General features: G+C 59.9%; 18 protein-coding genes. 15 read left to right on the top strand and 3 right to left on the bottom strand.

Annotated features, from left to right (window positions below; genetic code table 11):
• The first annotated feature begins 93 nt into the window (after nucleotides 1–93).
• The 9 genes from abc-f (at nucleotide 94) to QZ292_RS01925 (ending at nucleotide 13026) form a co-directional block, all read left to right on the top strand.
• Nucleotides 94–2091 carry a ribosomal protection-like ABC-F family protein gene (gene abc-f / locus QZ292_RS01965; protein WP_294597098.1) on the top strand — a complete coding sequence of 666 codons (1998 nt, stop codon included), beginning with the start codon at nucleotides 94–96 and terminating at the stop codon, nucleotides 2089–2091.
• Nucleotides 2078–3016 carry a 23S rRNA (guanosine(2251)-2'-O)-methyltransferase RlmB gene (rlmB, locus tag QZ292_RS01960; RefSeq protein WP_294597095.1) on the top strand — a complete coding sequence of 313 codons (939 nt, stop codon included), beginning with the start codon at nucleotides 2078–2080 and terminating at the stop codon, nucleotides 3014–3016. Before abc-f ends, rlmB begins: the two co-directional genes overlap by 14 nt.
• Nucleotides 3017–3198: 182 nt before the next feature.
• On the top strand, nucleotides 3199–3948 hold the full coding sequence (gene uppS, locus QZ292_RS01955) for a polyprenyl diphosphate synthase (RefSeq protein ID WP_294597092.1): 750 nt from the start codon (nucleotides 3199–3201) through the stop codon (nucleotides 3946–3948).
• A gap of 81 nt (nucleotides 3949–4029) precedes the next feature.
• Nucleotides 4030–6627, top strand: coding sequence for a POTRA domain-containing protein (locus tag QZ292_RS01950; protein WP_294597088.1), 2598 nt, complete (start codon nucleotides 4030–4032; stop codon nucleotides 6625–6627).
• Between the two features lie 68 nt (nucleotides 6628–6695).
• On the top strand, nucleotides 6696–7226 hold the full coding sequence (locus QZ292_RS01945) for an OmpH family outer membrane protein (RefSeq protein ID WP_294597085.1): 531 nt from the start codon (nucleotides 6696–6698) through the stop codon (nucleotides 7224–7226).
• A gap of 94 nt (nucleotides 7227–7320) precedes the next feature.
• Nucleotides 7321–8133: a glutamate racemase gene (gene murI / locus QZ292_RS01940; RefSeq protein WP_294597081.1), complete on the top strand. Its 813-nt coding sequence runs from the start codon at nucleotides 7321–7323 to the stop codon at nucleotides 8131–8133.
• A gap of 6 nt (nucleotides 8134–8139) precedes the next feature.
• The gene (locus tag QZ292_RS01935) at nucleotides 8140–11430 is read left to right on the top strand and encodes a DNA translocase FtsK 4TM domain-containing protein (protein ID WP_294597078.1); all 3291 of its coding nucleotides are present in this window, start codon (nucleotides 8140–8142) and stop codon (nucleotides 11428–11430) included.
• A gap of 23 nt (nucleotides 11431–11453) precedes the next feature.
• Nucleotides 11454–12086 (top strand): outer membrane lipoprotein carrier protein LolA, encoded by a 633-nt coding sequence (locus QZ292_RS01930; RefSeq protein WP_294597075.1) that lies wholly within the window; start codon nucleotides 11454–11456, stop codon nucleotides 12084–12086.
• Between the two features lie 709 nt (nucleotides 12087–12795).
• The gene (locus QZ292_RS01925) at nucleotides 12796–13026 is read left to right on the top strand and encodes a hypothetical protein (RefSeq protein ID WP_294597072.1); all 231 of its coding nucleotides are present in this window, start codon (nucleotides 12796–12798) and stop codon (nucleotides 13024–13026) included.
• A 91-nt stretch (nucleotides 13027–13117) separates the two neighbouring features.
• On the opposite strand, the gene QZ292_RS01920 is transcribed toward QZ292_RS01925, so the two are convergent.
• Nucleotides 13118–13705: a superoxide dismutase gene (locus tag QZ292_RS01920; protein ID WP_294597069.1), complete on the bottom strand. Its 588-nt coding sequence runs from the start codon at nucleotides 13703–13705 to the stop codon at nucleotides 13118–13120.
• 91 nt (nucleotides 13706–13796) lie between these two features.
• On the opposite strand from QZ292_RS01920, the gene QZ292_RS01915 reads away from it, so the two are divergent.
• The 6 genes from QZ292_RS01915 (at nucleotide 13797) to QZ292_RS01890 (ending at nucleotide 17464) form a co-directional block, all read left to right on the top strand.
• The gene (locus QZ292_RS01915) at nucleotides 13797–14966 is read left to right on the top strand and encodes an ABC transporter substrate-binding protein (RefSeq protein ID WP_294597066.1); all 1170 of its coding nucleotides are present in this window, start codon (nucleotides 13797–13799) and stop codon (nucleotides 14964–14966) included.
• A gap of 32 nt (nucleotides 14967–14998) precedes the next feature.
• Nucleotides 14999–15607 (top strand): sigma-70 family RNA polymerase sigma factor, encoded by a 609-nt coding sequence (locus tag QZ292_RS01910; RefSeq protein WP_294597062.1) that lies wholly within the window; start codon nucleotides 14999–15001, stop codon nucleotides 15605–15607.
• A gap of 85 nt (nucleotides 15608–15692) precedes the next feature.
• Entirely contained in the window at nucleotides 15693–16160 is a 468-nt protein-coding gene (locus QZ292_RS01905; RefSeq protein ID WP_294597059.1) for a hypothetical protein, read from the top strand.
• Between the two features lie 23 nt (nucleotides 16161–16183).
• Entirely contained in the window at nucleotides 16184–16687 is a 504-nt protein-coding gene (locus QZ292_RS01900) for a Spy/CpxP family protein refolding chaperone (RefSeq protein ID WP_294597057.1), read from the top strand.
• A 109-nt stretch (nucleotides 16688–16796) separates the two neighbouring features.
• Nucleotides 16797–16955: a hypothetical protein gene (locus tag QZ292_RS01895; protein WP_294597054.1), complete on the top strand. Its 159-nt coding sequence runs from the start codon at nucleotides 16797–16799 to the stop codon at nucleotides 16953–16955.
• Nucleotides 16956–17314: 359 nt separating this feature from the next.
• Nucleotides 17315–17464: a hypothetical protein gene (locus QZ292_RS01890; protein WP_294597053.1), complete on the top strand. Its 150-nt coding sequence runs from the start codon at nucleotides 17315–17317 to the stop codon at nucleotides 17462–17464.
• A gap of 73 nt (nucleotides 17465–17537) precedes the next feature.
• Here QZ292_RS01890 and mtaB read toward each other — a convergent pair whose 3' ends face one another.
• Together mtaB and QZ292_RS01880 are read right to left on the bottom strand one after the other, a co-directional pair.
• Nucleotides 17538–18878, bottom strand: coding sequence for a tRNA (N(6)-L-threonylcarbamoyladenosine(37)-C(2))-methylthiotransferase MtaB (mtaB, locus tag QZ292_RS01885; protein ID WP_294597051.1), 1341 nt, complete (start codon nucleotides 18876–18878; stop codon nucleotides 17538–17540).
• 516 nt (nucleotides 18879–19394) lie between these two features.
• Nucleotides 19395–22148 (bottom strand): putative LPS assembly protein LptD, encoded by a 2754-nt coding sequence (locus QZ292_RS01880; protein WP_294597050.1) that lies wholly within the window; start codon nucleotides 22146–22148, stop codon nucleotides 19395–19397.
• Nucleotides 22149–22166 lie beyond the last annotated feature (18 nt).

The raw sequence follows: 22166 nt of genomic DNA, 5'->3' as shown, positions 1-22166 counted from the left end.
GCATCCTCTAAAGTTTTTTTGGTTCTTTTTGTTCACAAAAAGAACAGTTCACTCCCGTATCAAAAAACGGGATTATAACAAACTAACGAGAATATGTTATCCGCAGATAATTTGACCGTATCGTTCGGCGGCAGCGACCTGTTTCGCGACGTCTCGTTCCTCGTCAACCCCAAAGAGCGGATCGGGCTGGTGGGCAAAAACGGCGCCGGGAAATCGACCATACTCAAGATTATAGCCGGTCTTCAGACCCCGACCTCCGGGAGCATCTCGAAGACCGACGACTGTACCGTCGGCTACCTGCCCCAGCAGATGCGCGTGGCCGACGACACCGACCTCGTCACCGAGTGCGGGAAAGCCTTTGCCGAGATCATCGGTCTCGAACAGGAGATCGCACGTTGCACAGAGGAGATTTCCGCCCGTACCGACTACGAATCGGAGGAGTACGAACGGCTGCTCCACCGGCTGCACGAAGCCACGGAACGTTACCACCTGCTGGACGGCGACAACCGCGACGCCGAAGTGGAAAAGACCCTGCTCGGGCTCGGGTTCAAGCGCGAGGAGTTCAACCGGCCCACCTCCACCTTTTCGGGCGGGTGGCGCATGCGGATCGAGCTGGCCAAACTGCTGCTGAAAAAACCCACGCTGTTTCTGCTCGACGAGCCCACCAACCACCTCGACATCGAGAGCATCCAGTGGCTGGAGGCCTATCTGCAAAACTACGGCGGAGCGGTGATCCTCATCTCGCACGACCGGGCCTTTCTGGACAACGTGACGAACCGGACGATCGAACTCTCGTGCGGACGGGCCACAGATTATAAGGTGTCGTACAGCCGCTACGTCGAACTGCGCGCCGAACGGCGACAGCAGCAAATCGCCGCCTACGAGAACCAGCAGCGGATGATCGAGAAAACCGAAGAGTTCATCGAAAAATTCCGCTACAAACCGACCAAGTCGAACCAGGTGCAGTCGCGGATCAAACAGCTCGAAAAGCTCGACCGGATCGAGATCGAGGAGGAGGACAATGCCACGCTGAACATCCGTTTTTCGTCGGCTCCGCGGTCGGGACAGGTGGTCGTGGAGGCCAAGGAGGCCGGCATGACCTTTCCCGCGAAGGGAGACAAGGCCGAAAAACATGTCTTCTCGGGAGCCAACATCATTGTGGAGCGGGGCGAGAAGGTGGCCCTCGTGGGAAGGAACGGCGAGGGGAAAACCACGTTCGTGCGGATGGTGCTGGGCGAGCTCACCCCGACCGAGGGGACGGCTAAAACCGGACACAACGTGCATATCGGCTACTTCGCCCAAAACCAGGACGACCTGATGGACGGAGAGTTTACCGTGTTCGACACGCTGGATCGGGTGGCCGTGGGAGATATCCGGACACGGCTCCGGGATATACTGGGAGCTTTTCTCTTCCGGGGCGAGGAGATCGACAAGAAGGTCAAGGTGCTGAGCGGCGGCGAGCGGTCGCGGCTGGCGATGGCGCGGCTGATGCTCGAACCGTACAACCTGCTGATTCTCGACGAACCCACCAACCACATGGACATGCGGTCGAAAGATATCCTCAAGCGGGCGCTGATGGCCTACGACGGGACGGTGCTGGTGATCTCGCACGACCGCGAGTTTCTGGACGGGCTGGTGAGCAAGGTTTACGAGTTCCGCGACGGGCGAGTCAAGGAGCACTTGGGAGGGATTTATGACTTCCTGAGAACCAGACAGATCGAGAATATGCACGAAATCGAACGCAGCTCCTCCTCTACTCCGGCGGTGCAGAAATCCGCCGCGCCTGCCAAAGAGCCGCAGAAAACCGCGCCGAAACAGCCGGAACAGAAGAAGCGGCCGGAGCTCTCATACGCCGAAAAGAAAGAGCGGGACCGGCAGGTGACACGGCTGCGGAACGCGGTGACCAAATTAGAGGGCACAATTGCGGAGCTGGAGCAAAAGACCTCGGAACTGGAGGCACGGCTGATGGATCCGGAACAATACACGATGGCCCTCTTCGAGGAGTACAACCAGCTGAAGACCCAACTGGACACGACGATGGCCGAGTGGGCCGAAACGACCGAAAAATTAGAAAATTATGGCATTCGATAACGAAAATCCTTCGACCAAAAAGAGCTTTTACCGCCGGCCGGCAGATGCCGAACCGCGCGGCGATTCCCGGCCGCAGCGACAGGCCGGGCGACCCGCTCCGAAAGCCGCTCCGAAAAAAGAGCGGAAAGAACGGGAGGAGCGGGCGCCGGAAAACGTGATTTTCGGCATCCATCCGGTGCGCGAAGCGATCGAAGCGGGAACGGAGATCGAAAAAATCTACTTCCGGAAGACGGCGGGCGAGACACTCGCTGCGGCGGAACGGGCGCATGTCGGCGCGGCGAACGCCTTGCGGGAACAGGCGCTGGAGGCAGGGCTGCACATTCAGGAGGTACCGGTCGAGAAGCTCAACCGGCTGACCCGCAACGGGAACCACCAGGGGGTGGCGGCTGTCGTGGCGGCGATCTCCTATAAAGACATCAACGAACTGGCCGAAGAGCTCGAAACGAAAATCGCGGCGGGTGAGACACCGTTAGTCATGCTGATGGACTCGGTGACCGACGTTCGGAACTTCGGCGCAATCGCCCGAAGCGCAGAGTGTGCGGGGGCGGCGGCTTTGATCATGCCGGCCAAGAACTCCGCCCCGGTCAATGCCGAAGCGATCAAGAGTTCGGCGGGGGCGCTGACCCTGATCCCGGTCTGTCGGGCGGGATCGCTCAAGGGAGCCATCGCGCTGCTCAAGGGGATCGGCATGCAGTGCGTGGCGGCTACGGAAAAGAGCAATACGCTGGTCTACGAAGTCGACTTCACGAAACCGACCGTCATCGTCATGGGGGCGGAGGACAAAGGCATCTCGCGCGAGGTGCTGCGGTTGTGCGACGTCGAGGCGGGCATTCCGCTCGTGGGGCGGATCGAATCGCTGAACGTGAGCGCGGCGGCGGCCGTCATCCTCTTCGAAGCGCAACGGCAACGGTTCGAACGGCAATAACACCGTCCGGAGTCCGAAGGCCGCTTCCGGGAAAAAGGGGGCCCGCAGCATCGCGAAGCCGAAATAAAATTCTATATTTGCACATTGCATCGACCGACACCGGTCGTCGCCGCCGAAAGTTTTTCCACGAAAGTCCCATCCCGGATGCGGCCTGAGGGAAAAAGAGGTGTTTGCACCCGCTTATGACACAGAAACAGAACCACATACCCGTACGGGAACCGGCCTCGGGATCTACGCCGAGACACGTCGCCGTCATCATGGACGGCAACGGACGATGGGCGAAAGGACAGGGCGAAGAACGCCTCTACGGACATCGGCACGGGGTGGACACCGTGCGCGAAGTGGTGCGGACGGCGGCCGAAGCGGGGATCGAATACCTCACCATCTATGCCTTCTCGACCGAAAACTGGGGACGGCCGGAGGCGGAGGTAGACGGCATCATGTCGCTCATTGCGGGAGCGATCCTCTCCGAACTCGACACGCTGACCGGAGCGGGGATTCGGATGAACTTCATCGGCGACCTCGCGTCGCTGCCGCAGGCGCTCCGGGAGAGTATCCGCAAGGCCCGGGCCGCGGATATTCCGGACGAAAAATTACGGATGACCCTCAACGTGGCGCTGAACTACAGCGCCAGGTGGGAGCTGACCGAGGCGACCCGGCAAATCGGGGAACGCATCCGGAGGGGAGACCTGACCCCGGAGGAGATTACGCCCGAACTGATCTCGGCACACCTGACGACAGCCGGCATGCCGGATCCGGAACTCCTGATCCGCACCAGCGGCGAACAGCGCCTCAGCAACTTTCTGCTGTGGCAGCTCTCCTACACCGAACTCTACTTCACCGAGACCCTTTGGCCGGAATTCGACGGAGCGCAATTCACCAAGGCGCTGGAAGCGTACCGGCAGCGCGAACGGCGATTCGGACGGCTCTGAAACCAACAGTGACAGACCGCGCCCGACCACTATGATATACCACGTCAAAAGAGACAGGACCGAACACAGAGACGCATGAGGATGGTAAGACGACTGATTTTCGCAACAATACTGATCGTAACGACGGGAGCCGTATCCGTTGCCCGCGGGCAGCAGATCGCCGCTCCCGACTCCATATTCCGGGTCATGAGTGCCATGATGCCGATCTACGACTCCCTGCTGGGCCGGTCGGTCGACCGGGAGCTCGACGCCTTGCCCCGGGTCGATTTCAAAGCGCAGCCGAAACCCTATGTCGTCGGAAAAATCCGCGTGCACGGAGCCGTGGCGGTCGACCCCCAGATGATCGTCGACAACCTCGGGATCGCGGCCGGCGACACCATCACGATTCCGGGAGAGGCCATTACGATCGCCACGCGGGGATTGCTCGACCGGCGGTTCTTCGCCAACATGAAGGTCGGAACCACCATCCGCGACCGGGACACGGTCGACCTCGACCTCTACGTGCGCGAGAAGCTGCAGGTGCGCGGCTGGGACTTCGTTGGCGTCAAGGGGAGCGAACGGAAAGACCTCGAAGAGAAACTGCGGCTGCGGCAGAATGCCGAACTGTCGGATTACCTGCTCACCACCTGCATGAACCTCATCCGGAAATACTACGACGAAAAGGCTTTCCGGAACGCCAAGATCGACTACACCGTGACCCCGGACACACTGATCAAGACAGCGGTGATTGTCCACTTCAACATCGACCGGGGAGACAAGGTGCGGATCGGCGAGATCCAGTTCGCCGGCAACGACCACCTGTCGGCCAAGAAACTCACTCGGTCGATGAAGAAGACCCACAAGGTGAGCATCAACTTCTTCCGCAGCTCGAAATTCAACGAGAAAGACTTCGAAGAAGACCTCGAAAACGTGCGGAACTACGCCAAGTCGCAGGGGTACCGCGATGCCGAGATCATCACCGACTCGCTCTACCCGATTCCCGACAAGCCGAAGCGGCTGGGAATCTACATCAAGCTCAAGGAGGGGAACAAATACCACTACCGGAATATCAGCTGGTTAGGCAACACCCTCTATCCGACCGAGACCCTGGCGCGGACGATCGGCCTGAAGTCGGGCGACGTATACGACAGCGAGACGATGAACACCCGGCTCAACGGACAGATGCCGACCGACATGTCGATCGCGAACACCTATAAGGATCAGGGATATCTGGCCTTTATGGCCGATCCGGTGGAGACGGTCGTGCCCGGAGACTCGGTGGACGTCGAGATACGGATCATCGAAGGGAGCCAGTTCCGGATCAAGAACGTCACGTTCGACGGGAACACCCGGACGAACGACCATGTGATCCGGCGCGAACTCTCGACCATGCCGGGAGAACTCTACAGCCAGGCCCTGCTGATGCAGACCTATCAGCGGCTCGCCAGCATGGGCCAGTTCGATGCGGCCACCTTGCTGCCGAACGTCAATCCGAACGTACAGCAGGAGCTGGTGGACATCAACTACTCGCTGACCGAGGTGCCCAACGACAAACTCGAACTCTCCGGGGGATGGGGTGCCGGGATGTTTATTGCCTCTGTAGCAGTCAATTTCACCAACATCTCGCTGCGCAGCTTCTTCAACAAAAAGGCCTGGCGACCGTATCCGGCTGGGGACAATCAGACCATCGGGCTTCAGGTACAGACCAACGGGAGCTATTATCGGGCCTTCTCGGTGAACTTCATCGAACCGTGGCTCGGAGGTCGGAAACCGACCTCGCTCTCGGTATCGTTCTACACCTCGCGGGAGACCAACGCATACCACATCGGACAAAAAGCCACCGCCCACTTCGGAACCATCGGGGGAACCGTCGGAATCGGGAAACGGCTCAACTGGCCGGACCAGTACTTCGTCTTGTCGGCCGGGCTGACCATGCAGACCTACAACCTCTACAACTGGGACTACTTCATCGTCAAGGACGGGAGCTGCAACACGCTGGCGCTCAACCTGGGCCTGTCGCGCAACTCGGTGGACGACATCCAGCAATATCCGACCCGGGGATCGAAATTCGACCTCTCGGCGGCACTGACTCCGCCGTGGTCGGCGTTCGACGGAAAGGATTACAGCAAGCCGATGACCGACCGCGAACGCTACAAATGGATCGAATACCACAAGTGGCAACTGAACGCCCAATGGTTCGTGCCGCTCTCGGCCAACAACAAACTGGTGCTGATGGCGCGGGCGCAGTTCGGATACCTGGGACATTACGACAAGCACAAACCCTCGCCGTTCGAAGGCTTCCAGATGGGAGGCGACGGACTGTCGGGGTACAGCATGTACGGGGTGGAGACCATCGGGCTGCGCGGGTACAAGAACAATGCCCTGACACCGATGGCGGACTACGGGATCTATGCCCGGATCTTCAGCAAATACACCCTCGAAGTGCGTTATCCGCTGGTGCGGACGGCAGGCACGCTGGTCTATGCGCTGGCCTTCGGCGAAGCGGGGAACGCCTTCACCGAACTCAAAGAGTTCAAGCCGTTCAGCCTGAAACGGGCTGCGGGGATCGGGCTGCGCGTCTTCCTGCCCTACCTCGGGATGCTCGGGATCGACTGGGGATACGGCTTCGACCAAACCTCCGACTCGAACGGAAAGGCTGCCGGGAGCAAATTCAGCTTCTCGCTCGGCCAGACTTTCTAATCTCGAAAAAAAGCACGATGTTTGCATAGAGAAACCCAACCAGAAAACAATAACACACAATCAATACCATGAAAATCGCAAAGAAAACCCTTTTTGCTTCGGCTGCGGCGGCACTCCTGTTTATCGGCACCGGGATGGCACATGCACAGCAGAAGTTCGGTTACATCAACTCGCAAGAACTGATCGCAGCGATGCCGGAGAGCGACTCGGTGCGGGTACAGCTGGCACAGCTCAGCAACGACCTCGAAAGCCAGTTCACCTCGATGCGGGAAGAGATGAACCGGAAAAGCACGGAGTTTACCAACGGGCTCAGCACCATGTCCGAAACCATCCGGAAACAGAAAGAAAAAGAACTGATCGACCTGCAGACCCGCTTAGAAGAGTTCCAGCAGTCGGCTCAGCAGGAGCTCAATGAAAAACAGATGGAACTGTTCCGTCCGGTGATGGAGAAGGCACAGGCTGCGGTGGCGAAAGTCGGCAAGGAACAGGGACTCACGGCAGTCTTCGACCTGGTGGCGGGAGCGCTGGCCTACTACAACGACGCAGAGATGATCAACATCCTGCCGCTGGTGAAGAAATCGCTCGGCATTACGAAATAATCGGGCTCCGACCCGATACCCGCCGGACGCCGCCGAAAATTTTCGGCGGCGTCCTCCTTTTTCGTATCTTTGTTTCCCGTAAAAACCGACACACATGCATCCCGACCCCCGCTCCCCCATCGGCATCATCGACTCCGGCATGGGCGGCATCAGCATCCGGACAGCCATCGTCCGGGCGATGCCTCACGAGCGGACGGTCTATTGGGCCGACACCGCCCACTGCCCTTACGGCGGGAGAGAGCGGGAAGAGATCGTGCGGCTGGTGCGGGCCGGCGTCGAGACCTTGCTAGCAGAGGGGGTCAAACTGATCGTCGTGGCCTGCAACACCGCGACGACGGCAGCCATCGCCACCCTCAGACAAACGTGGCCGGAGGTGCCATTTGTCGGTCTGGAGCCCGCCGTGAAACCGGCGGCAGAGACGACCCGAAGCGGAGTGGTCGGCGTGCTCGGGACGGCGTTTACCGTCCACAGCGAGATGTTTCAGACCACCGCCCGGAGGTATGCCTCCGGCGTGCGGGTCATTCCGGTGGCCGGGAACGGGCTCGTCGAACAGGTCGAACAGGGGCTCGAAGAGGCACCGGAGACGGAACGACTCCTGCGCAGCTACATCGAACCGCTCTTAGCGGCCGGAGCGGATCGGCTGGTGCTCGCCTGCACCCACTTTCCGCTGCTCGCGCCCCAGATCGAACGCATTATCGACGGACGCGACATGCGCCTCATCGACCCGGCAGAGGCCATTGCACGGCACACCCGAGAGATTTTAGCCGCATCCGGCTTGCTTTACGAACCGGACGGAGTCACGCCAGAGACTCCGGCACACCTTTTTATCAGCACCGGCGGAGACCAGGCGGCCGAACAGCTTCGTCTCCGCGCCGAACAATACGCCGCCCGACCGCGGAACCGATAACACCCCATGGCAACCGGCAAACGACAGACCGACGAACTCGTCCGGCGCGCACAGCGCGACCGGGAACTCCGCCGCAAACCGGCGGAGCGCTCCGGTGCGTCCTCCTCGGATCGGCTCCGGACGGAGCGGGTGCAGCGGGTCACCAGCCGGCGGACGGCTTCGACCGGGAGCGGCAGTCCGGCGGCGGCACAACCATCCGACAGCCGGGCACGGCGAGACTACTCGCCTGCCGCCGTTCGAAAAGCCACCGCCTCACGATCGGGCGCCGCGACCGCGACGAATCGAACCAAAACGAAACCGGCGGCCAAGGCCTCCGATAAGAACAAGACAGCCAAACCGACCCAACGTCCGGCCTCGCGGATCGACCCCGACAGTCAGGACAACCGCACCGACCGCTATATCTGGCTCAGCCTGATCCTGCTCTTTCTGTCGGGCTATCTGGCCGTCTCGACCTTCTCGTACCTCATCTACTGGGACGTCGACCAAAACATCGCGACGTGGAGCAATCTCTTCGTCGACGTGCGGCAGGATGCCCTGAACTGGGGGGGACGCATCGGGGCGATTTTCGCCCAAAGCATCGTCGGCCGCTGGTTCGGCATCTTCGGGGAACTCGTTCCCGTCATCCTCTTCTGCATCGCCCTCAAGCTGCTGAAAGTACGGACCTTGCGGCTCCGGCGCGTCATCCGGTCGCTCATCCTGCTGATGATCGTCGGGTCGATCGGCGCAGGGCACTTCTTCGGCCCCGATCCCCGAATCATCGGCTCCGGATGGGGAGGAGCCCACGGCATCTTCATCGCCCAGTGGCTCAACGCCATGATCGGATACGAAGGAACTTCGCTGCTGATCATCGCAGCTTTCGCAGGGATTCTGTATTACGCCAACCACCTGGCCATCCGGCAGGCGGTGTCCAAATACCGGGCCTACAGCCGTCGGAAACGCGAAGAGCGGCGCATACGGCAGGAGCTGGAGCGGTTGCAGGCTCAGAAAAAAATGATGCGGCTCCGGGCAGAGGCGGAGGCCAGACGGCAGGCACTGGCCGAACAGCAGCCGGCGGAACCGGTGACACCACCGGCTCCGGCGCCCGCAGAGACGCCGCGCGTCGAGCCGGTTCCGGAGGCGGAGCAGACACAACCGCCTGTATACGAGCACCCTCCGCTCGCGATGGAGACCGCGGGCTGCGAGATCGACCCGGATGCACCGATGTATCCGGAATACCCGCTTCCGCAGCAGGAAGAGAGATATACTTATGAACCGGTCTACGAGCCGGTTGCGGCGGAACGGGCCAGACTGGTACAGAACTACGACGGATCGTGGGGCTACCTGATGGGCTACGACGAATGGAGTCAGCCCATCATCTACTCGTTCGACTGGCAGAGCTACTATTACGACCCGTACTTCCGCTATTCGGCCATGGCATCGGCTACTCCGGCAGCCGCTACGCAGTATGCGGCTCCGTCTGTTCCGGAGCCGGCGGAAGAGGAGGTGCGTTTTACCGTCGCGACACGACAGGCGGAGGAACCGGCTATGCCGCCTTCCATGTCGACACCTGCACCGACACCGGCCGCGGAGCCGGAAAAGCCGGCGACTGCGGCTCGGAAAGTTCCGTTGCAGCCGACGGTCGAGGAGCCGGTTGCCGCACCGCAGCGGCCGGTCTTCACCCCTGAACCGACGCCCGAAATGCGAACGGAACGTCGTGCGACGGAGGAGGAAGTCGAGCCGGGGAGCTTCATCGTCGAGCAGCCGGAAGAGGAGCAGGTGGAGGACGAGGTAATCAACAACAGCGACCTGTACGATCCGACCCTAGAGCTGTCGCACTACCGGAAACCGCCGATCGAGCTGCTGGACGACCATACGAAACGGGTGATCGTCACCGACCAGGAGCTGGTCGAGAACAAGAACCGGATCGTTACGACGCTGGAAAACTTCGGTATCCGGATCGACACCATCGAGGCGACGATCGGGCCGACGGTCACGCTCTACGAGATTGTGCCGGCGCCGGGAGTGCGGATCAGCAAGATCAAAAACTTGGAGGACGACATCGCGCTGAGCCTTTCGGCACTGGGGATACGGATCATCGCGCCGATTCCGGGCAAGGGGACGGTGGGGATCGAGGTGCCGAACAAGAACAAGGAGGTCGTCTCGATGTACTCGGTCATCAAGTCGACGAAGTTCCAGGCTTCGCGGGCGGATTTGCCGGTGGCGTTGGGGAAGACGATTCAGAACGAAACCTTTGTCTTCGACCTCGCCAAGATGCCCCACCTGCTGGTGGCCGGGGCGACGGGTCAGGGGAAATCGGTGGGACTGAACGCCATCATCACCTCGCTCCTGTACAAGAAACATCCGGCCGAACTGAAATTCGTGCTGGTGGATCCGAAAAAGGTCGAACTGACGCTGTACTCCAAGCTCGAAAAGCACTTCCTCGCCAAGATGCCGACCGAGGACGAGGCGATTATCACCGACACGCAAAAGGTGATCTACACCCTCAACTCGCTGTGCATCGAGATGGACGCCCGGTACGACCTGCTGAAGGCGGCCAAAGTGCGGAACATCAAGGAGTACAACGAAAAGTTCATCAACCGGCGGCTCAATCCGGAGAAGGGACATCGCTTCCTGCCCTACTTTGTGGTCATCGTGGACGAGTTCGCCGACCTGATCATGACCGCCGGGCGGGAGATCGAAACCCCTATCGCCCGGATCGCCCAGCTGGCGCGGGCGGTGGGCATTCACCTGATTATCGCCACGCAGCGGCCGACGACGAACATCATTACGGGGGTCATCAAGGCCAACTTCCCGGCGCGTATCGCGTTCCGGGTGACCAGCATGATCGACTCCCGGACGATTCTCGACCAGCCGGGAGCCAACCAGCTGGTGGGACGCGGGGATATGCTCATCTCCACGGGGAACGAAGTTACGCGCGTGCAGTGCGCTTTTATCGATACGCCTGAAGTTGAACGGATTACGGATCACATCGAGCATCAGCAGGGCTATCCGTCGGCTTACGAACTGCCGGAATACACGCCGGAGGGCGACGAATCGTCGTCTTCTGCGGCGAGCGGCGATGTGCTGGCCAAACGGGACTCGCTGTTCGAAGAGGTGGCACGCTACGTGGTGGCCAATCAGCAGGGTTCGGCTTCAACCATTCAGCGCAAATTCTCGATCGGTTTCAACCGGGCGGGACGGCTCATCGACCAGCTCGAAGCGGCCGGCATCGTGGGACACAGCGAGGGGGGCGGAAAACCGCGGCAGGTGCTGGTAGCCGACCCGATGTCGCTCGAAATGATTCTCGACAACTTGTAATTTTTTGTCATTCAGCCTGTTTCATGAGACGTTTTCTCCTCTTTTTGCTGTTTTTGCTGAGTGTTCCGACGGTGTACGCCGACCAACGTTCGGAGAGACTGCTGAACGCTGTGCGTACGAAAATTCAGTCGTACAAGAGCTATCGGGTGGGGTTCACCGCCACGGTCGAAGGGGAAGGGACAACGATCGGAAACCTGACGGTGAGCGGCCGACGCTTCGTCGCCTCGGTTTTCGGGCAGGAGCTCTATTACGACGGGACGATGCTGTGGAACTACCTGCCGAAGGCACAGGAGGTGACCGTCGAACGGCTCGACCCGGCCGATCCGAACATCCTCTCCAATCCGGCGAAGCTGATGAACATCGATCCGAAAGATTTCGAACACAGCTCTTTACCGGCTGTCACGACGGCACAGGGCAAAGAATTGCAAACCGTGGAGCTGAAACCGAAACAGGCGACGGCGGATTACACGGCTCTGACTCTCTATATCGATCCGGCGACCTCGCTGCCGGTGCGTATCTCGATTGCAGTACCGGGCAGCGACCGACCGATCGAGCTGCAACTCAAGGAGTGGAAAGTCAACATTCCGGTTTCGGAAGCGACTTTCCGGTTCGACCCCAAAGCTCATCCGGGAGTCGAAATCATCGACTTCCGATAACCGTTCAAACACGCAATCGTGTTTGAACAAGATTTCCCAAGGCGCGCGGAAAAAACGAGGCAAGGAGTTGGGCTGACACGGCCAATTGGGAGTGCGGCACGCACCGCCCGCCCGGCGTAAGGGCAGTTCCATCCGGTTCAAAGCTCTCCCGTCGCCCGCCCGCATAAGAGGGCATATTCTGCCGATTGGCGATGAGCCAATCCGGCAGAATTGCCGCGGGTGACTGAAAAAAGAGAAAGTTAAAAACCCGCGCGCCACGCCTTAATAGGGAAATCGTCAAAATGCACTTGTGCGTTTTAACAAGATTTCCCAAGGCGCACGGACAAAGAACGGTTCGAAAACTTGGGCTGACACAGCCATCCGCCCACCGCGGGGCCCCATAGGGGCTTTTGATAGGGTTGTCATTACCTTATTAAGCGGGGCCTGCCCGGCGGCCCGAGGGCAGTCGAAGTTCGACGCGCGCCGACGCCTTAAGAAGCGATTCAACTATTTTGGCGCAAGCCGAAATAGGATGTATCGCGTAAGGCGCGCGGACAAAGCCCAATCGGCCTAACGTCGTTCGGCTATCCGTCTTTGGGTTCTAAGTCAATCTCTTTTCTTTGCTCCGCTTAGGCCGCGGGGGCCCCTACTTTCTATTATGTGATAGAAAGTAGGCAAAGAACACATTCAAGGGGGACTTACATCCCCCTTGAAAATCCCCCGGCTCTTCATGCAGACACGGCCCATTGGAAGTGCGGCACGCACCGCCCCGGGCTACCGCGACGCAGGCCACGATGGGCGATTAGGCGGTATGATGAGCGTCGGCCACCGCGGGTACAGTTGGTCGTCCGCTTTCAGCGGGACTAACGGCGTGTTCTTGCACTTCGGCGCGACGGAACTCTACCCCAGCAGCACGACGCACCGTGCCCACGGTCTTCAGTTGCGTTGCCTCTCGGAATAAACGGAAACGCGAAAAAGGCTGTCCCTCGCCCCTATCCGGTCGAAACCGACAGCCGGGACGAAAGACAGCCCGTAACGTACGGAGGCCCGCCCTACAACGTATCCTCGTACCGCTTTTCGATCACCTTCCAATCCACCAGATTCCAGAAAGCCGCCAAGTAATCCGGCCGACGATTCTGATAATCCAGATAATAGGCGTGTTCCCAGACATCCGCCGTGAGCAGCGGAATCGCCCCGTTCCTCATCGGATTCTGTGCATTCGGGCCCTGAGTGACCGCTAACCGCCCGTCCGCATCGACCGACAGCCACGCCCAGCCCGAGCCGAACAACGTCGCCCCCGCCTTGGAAAAAGCCTCGCGGAAAGCCTCGAACGAGCCGAAATCCCGGTCGATCGCCGCCCGCAACAGACCGCCCGGTTCGTGTTGGGCGTTCGGCGCCAGCTGGAAGAAAAAGAAGATGTGGTTCCACGCCTGGGCCGCATTGTTGAAAATCGCCCCGTCCGCCTTGCGGACAATCTCCTCCAGCGTATCGTTCTCGAGCGGCGTCCCCTCGATCAGCGCATTGAGGTTATTGATATACGCCGCCTCGTGCTTCCCCCAGTGGAATTCGAGCGTGCGCGCACTCATGGTCGGCTCCAGCGCATTGAGAGCGTACGGTAAAGCAGGAAGTTCGAATTTCATAGCCATAAAATTTTTATATTGTTAAACGATTGTTGATGTTTACCCCAGTGAAAGCAAACTTCGTTCCAAACCCATTCACTATATTTGTCAAATGAAGTTCAGCCGTCGCATAAGCAAAACCATCCGGACGTCCTTCCTTGCCGTCATTCTGATACCGGGATTCGTCGCGTGCGGAAGTTTCTCCGGCAGAGGAGGGGACGGACAGAGCGACACTGCCGTTTGGGTGACGGTTTACCGGAACCGGTACGCCGAACGGTTCGAATTGTTGGGCGACAGTCTGAACGACGGCCGTTCCATGCTGCTGCGGGTGCGCGATCCGTGGCAGGGGGCGGAAAATACCCGATACGATTACAGACTGATTCCCGACACGGCGGAGACGGTTCGGGAGGGGGAAATCCGATATCCGATCCGATCGGCGGTCTGTCTCTCTTCGACCCACGTCGCGTTTCTGGACGCGCTCGGAGAGGTCTCGGCAGTCAAAGGGGCTTCGGGGATCGACTTCATCGCCAATCCTGCCGTGCATACGGGAGCGGTGAAAGAGGTGGGTTACGATACCCATCTCGATTATGAAACCATCGTTGCATTACGGCCCGATGTCGTGTTCCTCTACGGGGTAGGAGGCGAACATGCCGCGGCCGAAAAGTTGCGCCAGTTGGGATTGCCGGTGGTCTACATCGCCGACTATCTGGAAAACGACCCGCTGGGACGGGCGGAATGGATCGTCCCGTTCGGGTTGCTGACCGACAGGCTGAATGAAGCGATCCGGTGCTTCGACACAATCGAGACACGTTATCGGGAACTGGCAGCCCGGATTCCGGCGGAGACGCCGCGACCGAAGGTGATGCTCAACGCGCCGTACCGCGACGTGTGGTACCTGCCGGGCGACCGGAGCTATATGGCCCGATTGGTGCGGGAGGCGGGAGGCGACTACCTCGGCCGGGGAACGGACAGCGACGCCAGCCGGCCGGTGAGTGCCGAACAGGCCTGGGTGCTGATGCAGGAGGCGGACTACTGGCTGGCGCCGGGGACGGCACAGGATTTACAGCAGCTGAAAGAGGATAACCGCCGGTTCGCCGACCTGCCGGTGGTGCGCGAGGAGCGGGTATTCAACAACAACGCACAGGTCACACCGGCGGGGGGGAGCGATTTCTGGGAATCCGGCGCCGTACGGCCGGATCGCGTGCTGGCGGACATGATCCGAATTCTCCACCCGGAACTCCTGCCGGAATACGAACTCTACTACTTTCACCGATTGAAATAATCCCCACTTTTCCGCTGACAGATCCAACGACCATGACCGCTGCCGACGACACCCAGCTGCTCGACCGCCTCCGCTCCGCCGAACCGACGGAACGCGAAGCCGCGTTCGTCGAACTGGTCGACCGGTACAGCCAGCGCATCTACTGGACGGTGCGGAAACTGGTCGTGAGCCACCACGACACCGACGATGTCGTCCAGAACGTATTCCTGAAGGTCTGGAACGCCGTGGGCGACTTCCGCGGCGAAGCGGGACTCTTCACGTGGCTCTATCGCATCGCGGTCAACGAATCACTGAGCCTGTTGCGCAGCCGGCGGACAGGACTTTTCGCCTCCTTAGACGACGGAGGCGCAGGATTCGACCGCATCGCCGGAAGCGAGGGGCTGATCGACGGAGAGGGGATCGAACGAGCCTTGGCACGGGCTGTCAGCCGGCTGCCGGCCAAACAGCGGGCGGTATTCACCCTGCGGTATTGGGACGAAATGCCGTACGAAGAGATGTCGGCGGTGTTGGAGACCTCGGCAGGCGCCTTGAAAGCTTCGTACCACCATGCGGCGGCCAAAGTCGAACGGTGGGTGCGGGAAGAGCTGTCGGGCTCGGACTTCGCGCTATCTTTAGAAGAGCGTTCCGACTCGGGGGAATAATCGACACCGGGCCATAAAATAATTTCCGCCCGGGATTAAACTCCGTTTCGTCCCGAGCGTCAAAAGAACAAAGCACAAAAACACGATGAACACACCACGAAACATACCGCCGCACACCTCTCCGAAAGGACATCCGTATCGGGTGCCGGAGGGCTATTTCGCAGAGCTGCGGAACACGCTGCGCGAACAGGTCGCGGAAGATTTGGCCGCAGCAGGCGTTTCGACGGCGGGGGGACGCTGGTGGGGACGGTTCGGACGGATAGCGGGGCTGGCGGGAGCGTTCGGCTGTTTAGTGCTTTTTGCGACCGTCGGCTTCTACTTCACGGGATATCGGGCCCAGCAGCGCGAGTGGATGGCACAGGAGGGGCAGACGAGCGAGACGCTGTTGGGATACCGGCTCTACTCCGAGGATATCGAAGAGTTGCAAGACTACCTGTCGGACGAGGACGATGGGACACGGCAAACCTTGCTGGCGGAGGCGGTGACCGACTATCTGGATATTTACGGATACAGCGGTGTCGATTTCTCGGAGCTGCTCGACAACAATCGTTAATCTTTGAATGATTTTCTCATAAAATGAAACACCAGTTCACCTCCCATACCTCTCTTTTCGCTTCGTTTTTCCGCTATGCGGGCGGATTTCTGGCCGGACTCGCCTTATGCGCGGTCGCAGAGGTGCAAGCGCGGGAAATCATGCCGCAACAGGAACGTCCGCCCCATGCCGATGAAATCAGGGAGCTGAAAATCGGATTCTTCAGCGACGCGCTGCAACTCACACCGGAACAGTCGCAACGCTTCTGGCCGGTGTACAACGCATACTGGAATGCCCGGCGGGAGCTGGGACGGAAGCGGCATACGGCACATCGAGCGATCCGGGAGGGGCGCGATGCGGAGCGGCAGTTCGAAATCGTACTGGGCGTTATGGATGCCGAGCGGAAACTGATGGCGGACTACATGACGAAATTCCGCCAGATTCTGCCGGCGGATAAGGCGGCGCGGGTTTTCGTGACGGACGAGGATTTCAAAAACTTTCTGATTCGGAAAGTGACGCAAAAACCGAAGCCGGAGGCGCGGCGGTAATATCGGAAACGGGGGGAACTCTTTCCGCATCATCCTGTTTCATGGTCGATGACGCCGACTCTCTTCCAATCCCGCCCCGGGCTACCGCTATTCGTACTCGGGCGGGCCGGTGAATGTCGGCAACGGTGGGTATGGTCGGTCGTCCACGTCCTACGATTCAGGCGACCACTGTCGTGGTGTGTGCTTGAACTTCTACACGACGGTACTCCACTCCAGCTACGCGAACTACCACGCCGACGGCCTTCAGTTGCGTTGCCTCTCGGAATAAAGTGCCTCCGGGCACTCCGAAATAGCAGCCTCTACCCCAGTTTTACTAACACAGCCGCAGAAATGCGAAGCATTTCCCGTCCACGGGACGTGGGGCCCGCCCGGCCCGAGGGCAGTTCCGTCCGGGACAAAGCCCGAAAGTCGCCCGCCCGCCTAAAAGGGCATATTCTGTGGGTTGGCATCCAGCCAACCCACGAGAATTGCCGCGGGCGACGAAAACCGCGCGCCGTCGCCTTAAAAGGAAAATCATTCAAAAGCGTTGCCCGCTTTTGAATATGATTTTCCAAGGCGCGCGAAAGCAAACCCAATCCCCCCGCCCCGGGCTTCCGCGACGCGGGCAACATCGGGCAATTAGGCGGTTTGAAGAACGTCGGCTATGGCGGGTACAGCTGGTCGGCGACGGCTGTTCCGCCGCATAGCCAATATTTAGCTGCGGAACCGAACATGTTCAATCCCAGCCATACGAGCAGCCGTGCCCACGGTCTTCAGTTGCGTTGCCTCTCGGAATAAACGGGGCCGCTCGGCACTCGAAAACTGCCCGTGTCCACCCTAAGGCAGCCTATACCCAAATAATAAACAGCCTCTACTCCACCCCGAACGGCCGACCCGACAGACACTCCTCACCACCCGCATATCCGGACGACATCGTCCGCCTCTCCCCCAGTTCGACCGGCACGATCCGATTCACCGCCTCCGATCGATACGGCATCGCAACCCGAATGTAATTGTCCGTAAACCCTACCATCCGCCCCTCCCGCACGGTCGATTCGAACAGCACCGGACGAACCGAACCGACAAAGCGGTCGCAGAACGCTCCGTGCAACCGGGACGACAACTCGCCCAACCGCTCCACCCGATGCGCCGCCACCTGCGGCGAAACCCGATCCGGCAACTCTGCCGCCGGCGTTCCCGGCCGTACCGAATACGGGAAAATATGGAGAAATGCCGGTCGTACCCAATCGGCCAGAAAACGATACGCCTCTTCGAAATCCGCCTCCGTCTCGCCCGGAAAACCCACAATCACATCCACCCCGACAAACGCATCCGGCATCGCCTCGCGCACCCAGTCGAGCCGCTCCGCAAACCGCGCCGTATCGTAGCGCCTCCGCATCATCCGCAATACCCGATCCGTCCCGGCCTGCAACGGGATATGAAAGTGGGGCATAAACTTGTCGGACTCGGCGCAGAAAGCGATCACCTCATCCGTCAGCAGGTTCGGTTCGATGGACGAAATCCGATACCGCCGGATACCGTCCACTCTGTCCAGTGCCCGGATCAAATCCACGAAACGTTCCCCGGTCGTCCTCCCGAAATCTCCGATATTCACTCCGGTCAACACCACCTCCTGCACCCCTCGTGCCGCGATTTCGCGCGCTTCGGCCACCAGCTCCGCCACCGGAATATTACGGCTCGCCCCCCGGGCGTCCGGAATCGTACAATAGGCACACCGATAATCGCACCCGTCCTGCACTTTCAGAAAAGCCCGCGTCCGGTCTCCCACCGAAAAGGCGGCAAAGAACGACTGGATCTCCTCGGCGGCACAGGCGTGCACCTCGACCGTCCGATCGCCTCGTCCCAACAATTCCGTCACCTGGTCGTAGAGCAACCCCTTTTCATGATTTCCCGTCACCAGATCCACCCCTTCGATCCGGGCCAGCTCCCGGGGGCGCAGCTGGGCGTAGCATCCGGTCACCGCAACGATGGCTCCGGGATGTTCCCGCACCGCTTTCCGGACGATGTTCCGGCATTTTTTCTCGGCATGTTCCGTCACCGCGCAGGTATTGATCACGCAGATATCGGCCCGCTCTCCCTTGCCGGCCCGCACGAAGCCGCCCTCTTCGAACTGCCGCGCCAGAGTCGCCGTCTCTGAAAAATTGAGCTTGCAGCCCAAAGTATAGAAACGTACTTTTCGAGGTGTATCCATGATCAGGAGCAATGAATTAAGTATAAGAATTGAAGGTACCCCGCCCCGGGCTTCCGCGACGCAGGCTACTATGGGGGGATAGGCGCCCCGGGCGGCGTCGGCCGCTACGGCTATAGCTGGTCGTCTTCGGCAAACGGTGTCTACGGGCGGTTCTTATGGTTCTCCACGCAGGATCTCTACCCCAGCCACACGACATACCGGGCAGCCGGTCTTCAGTTGCGTTGCCTCTCGGAATAAACGGGGCAGAGGCGGCCTTAGCGATACGTAGTATCGCTCTGTCCCGCCGGGGTCACCCGGACGCCGCCCGCGTAGGGCAGTTCTGTCCTGTTAGGGTAGAGGCGGCCATCTCGGAGTGCCCGAAGGCACCGCGCCGACGCCTTAGGAGGGAAATAATAAAGGCCGGCCGGGCCCCACGTCCCGTGGACGGGCGAAACTACGTTTCGCTGCGGCAGCCTCGGCCCAACTCCCTCGTCCCATTCTCTGCTCGCGCACCTCGCAGCAAGCCTGCCCCCCCCGCTAATAGGCATAATAGTTGTCGATGAAGCTATTGGTTTTCTTGTACTTGATAAAGTCGGACAACAAGGAGGATTTCGCCCGCAGCGAGAAGGTCCAACTCTGCCGGAAACCGATCGGCACCCACGACAAAGTAGCCTGGAAACAGTGCATGTCCCGCCGGATCAACACCGTCCCCGGCGTCAGTTTCTTCATTTCGAAGTCATACCCCGCACCGAACTCCACCGCCCACTTCTCGGTCAGGTTCACCGAACCGTTGAAGCTCACCGTCTGCGACCGCGTAATCCGCTTGCCCGGCCGGCTGAAATTGAAACTGTAATTGAACGAAAAACTCCACGGAATATTGAAATCATAGTACTGCGTGGCCAGCAACTGCGCCCGCCGCATCGCCGCCGCATATTGATTTTCCGTCTGGTTGAAGAATCCCCCGTTGCGACTCGGATCGTTCATCGCCGCATCGACATCGCTCAACGTGCTGTTGTCCGGATTGTTGCTGGCCGCCGGCCCCGACGAACCGCCCGTCGTGCGCCGCGCCTTCGAGCTGAAACCGTAGCTGAAACCCGTGCTGAACGAGGTGAGCCGCGCCAGCCCTTTGCCGTGCGCCGCCACGAAGCGGTTGATGCGCCGTCCCGTCTCGTCCACCATATACGGGTCAAACGAGGCATTGATATTCAGACTCACCCCCTTGAAGAGCGTCGTCCGGGCGGTGACCGAAAAGACGCTGAGTTTCAGGGAATCGGCCAGAAAATTGTACCCCGAACTGATATTGAACGCCTCCAGCAGTTTGATTTTCCGCATCCCACTCGTATCCCGCGCGCTGGGCACCTTGAGTTCCAACGTATTCCCGATACTGAACCCCAGCGACATGCTTTCGCCGTTCCCCGGCACCCCGTACATCTCGTTGGCGAACGGCGAATAGGTCGTCGTCCCGCCATGCTTGTCGCTCTGGATCGTGCGGTAATAGCCGTACCGCTCCTTCCCGAAGTTCGGCGCATAGGAGAAGCTGACGCTCGGCGTCATCACATGCCGCAACTTGACGTTCCTTTTCCGACCGAACTCATACATCCCGTAAAGCCGTGTATTGGCCGACAGCGACGCCGCGTAGTTGTAGACGCGATAGAACCCGTGCGTGGTATCGGTATTCTCGATCCGCTCGGTCTCGGGATTCCAGTCCTGATAAATCTTGCGGAAATACCACCGTTCGGTGTAGTTGAAGGCCGGCGTCACGTTCAGGTATTTCAGGACGTTGAACGAGGCGTTCACCGGCAGCTGGTGCTGGAACCCGAACCGCATCCGTTCGAACATATCTTTCTTCATGAACTCGTTCTGCTTGAAGTTCGAGACGCTGTTCGAGAAGTTGGTCTGGAACGTAAAGGCGATCTTTTCGTACCACCGCTCCTTGCCGACCGCATTTTTGCGTTTGAAGGGGTTGATCCGCGTGACGTTGAAGACGAAGGTCGGCAAGGTGAGCGACATGCTGCTGTCGCGCATGTTCTGGCTGTGACTGGCGTTCATCGAGAACGAGAAGGGTTTCCCGACCCAATTCTTGGAGTAGGCGATCGACGAGCTGGTCTGCGACGAGAGGTAGTCGTTCATGTTCGTCGCATTGTAGCGGTTGTACTTGCTGGTGGAGTAGTTGACGCTGGCCGAGAAGGTCGAATTGGGCCGGAATTTCGGATCCTGCTGGTGCGTCCACCGGATCTGCATGTTCTGCTGATTGACGTAGTCCGCACTCCCCTTCTCGCCGAAAATGTCTTTGGCGAAGTCGAACTGAAAGTTCCCGTTGAATTTATAGCGCCGGCGATAGCTCGAGGCCGCTCCCGCCTGCCACGACCCGAGGGTGTAGATTCCCCCGGTCAGTTTCAGGTCCATGTAGTCGTTGAAGACGAAGTAGAAGCCCCCGTCGCGCAGGAAGAAGCCCTTGACGACCTCCTCGCCGACCGACGGGATGATGAAGCCCGAATGCCGCGCCCCCTGCTGCGGAAAGAAGCCGAACGGCACCCCGAGCAGATAGATCGGCACATCCTCGACCACCATGTAAGCCGGCCCGAAGACCACCTTTTTCTTGGGTTCGACCGTTCCCCTGGTCATCTGGAGGTAGAAGTGCGGACACTCCGCATCGCACGTGGTGTACCGCCCCCCTTTCATGTGCAGCACATCGTCGGGCATCTTCTTGACCAGCCCGCCGGAGATGATCCCCTCGCCCTCGCGGGTATATCCCCCCCAGATCAAGGCCTTTTTGGTGTCGATGTTGTAGCGCACCGAGTCGAGCTCGTACTCCGTGTCCGACTGGATGAACTTCGGACGCACATACTTCTCGGACAAGGTGTCGACATAGCCCCACGCCGCCACGTTTTTCTCGTCCAGATTGAGTTTGATGTGCTCCGCCTCGACCTTCAGGTCGGTGTACTCGACCCGGCCGTTGCCGTACATGTTGAGATTCCCCGACCGCACGTTGTAGACCAGCGAGTCCCGTTGTTTGAACGTGACCCGCTCCGAGAGCGAACTTCCCCGCCTCTTCCGCTCGCCGACAGGCGTCGGCAAGGTATCCCGCACCGTCGCCGCACTGTCCGCCGTATCCGCCGCCGGAGGCAGGATATCGAAAAGCGACGCGATGTCCGGCAGCGTGTCCCGCTCCACCGAATCGGCGGCAGCCGACCGAACCGCGACCGCCGCCGGCATCGGAACGGCCGCAACGGCCGTCCCCGCCCAGAGCAGAAACGCAAAAAGTGTCCGTTTTCGTAGTGCCGCGCGCAAAATTCCGATGAAAATAGG

It is taken from the genome of uncultured Rikenella sp. (genome assembly GCF_910577125.1).
Taxonomy (GTDB): Bacteria; Bacteroidota; Bacteroidia; order Bacteroidales; family Rikenellaceae; genus Rikenella.
The sequence above is the reverse complement of the archived record's forward strand: the minus strand, read 5'-3'. Positions and strand labels throughout refer to the sequence as shown.

Coding starts and splice junctions, on each gene's coding strand:
- QZ292_RS01915 (WP_294597066.1), top strand. CDS start 13,797: ATGAAGTTCAGCCGTCGCATAAGCAAAACCATCCGGACGTCCTTCCTT.
- QZ292_RS01945 (WP_294597085.1), top strand. CDS start 6,696: ATGAAAATCGCAAAGAAAACCCTTTTTGCTTCGGCTGCGGCGGCACTC.
- QZ292_RS01920 (WP_294597069.1), bottom strand. CDS start 13,705: ATGAAATTCGAACTTCCTGCTTTACCGTACGCTCTCAATGCGCTGGAG.
- QZ292_RS01935 (WP_294597078.1), top strand. CDS start 8,140: ATGGCAACCGGCAAACGACAGACCGACGAACTCGTCCGGCGCGCACAG.
- QZ292_RS01900 (WP_294597057.1), top strand. CDS start 16,184: ATGAAACACCAGTTCACCTCCCATACCTCTCTTTTCGCTTCGTTTTTC.
- murI (WP_294597081.1), top strand. CDS start 7,321: ATGCATCCCGACCCCCGCTCCCCCATCGGCATCATCGACTCCGGCATG.
- uppS (WP_294597092.1), top strand. CDS start 3,199: ATGACACAGAAACAGAACCACATACCCGTACGGGAACCGGCCTCGGGA.
- rlmB (WP_294597095.1), top strand. CDS start 2,078: ATGGCATTCGATAACGAAAATCCTTCGACCAAAAAGAGCTTTTACCGC.
- QZ292_RS01910 (WP_294597062.1), top strand. CDS start 14,999: ATGACCGCTGCCGACGACACCCAGCTGCTCGACCGCCTCCGCTCCGCC.
- QZ292_RS01930 (WP_294597075.1), top strand. CDS start 11,454: ATGAGACGTTTTCTCCTCTTTTTGCTGTTTTTGCTGAGTGTTCCGACG.
- QZ292_RS01925 (WP_294597072.1), top strand. CDS start 12,796: ATGCAGACACGGCCCATTGGAAGTGCGGCACGCACCGCCCCGGGCTAC.
- QZ292_RS01905 (WP_294597059.1), top strand. CDS start 15,693: ATGAACACACCACGAAACATACCGCCGCACACCTCTCCGAAAGGACAT.
- mtaB (WP_294597051.1), bottom strand. CDS start 18,878: ATGGATACACCTCGAAAAGTACGTTTCTATACTTTGGGCTGCAAGCTC.
- abc-f (WP_294597098.1), top strand. CDS start 94: ATGTTATCCGCAGATAATTTGACCGTATCGTTCGGCGGCAGCGACCTG.
- QZ292_RS01950 (WP_294597088.1), top strand. CDS start 4,030: ATGGTAAGACGACTGATTTTCGCAACAATACTGATCGTAACGACGGGA.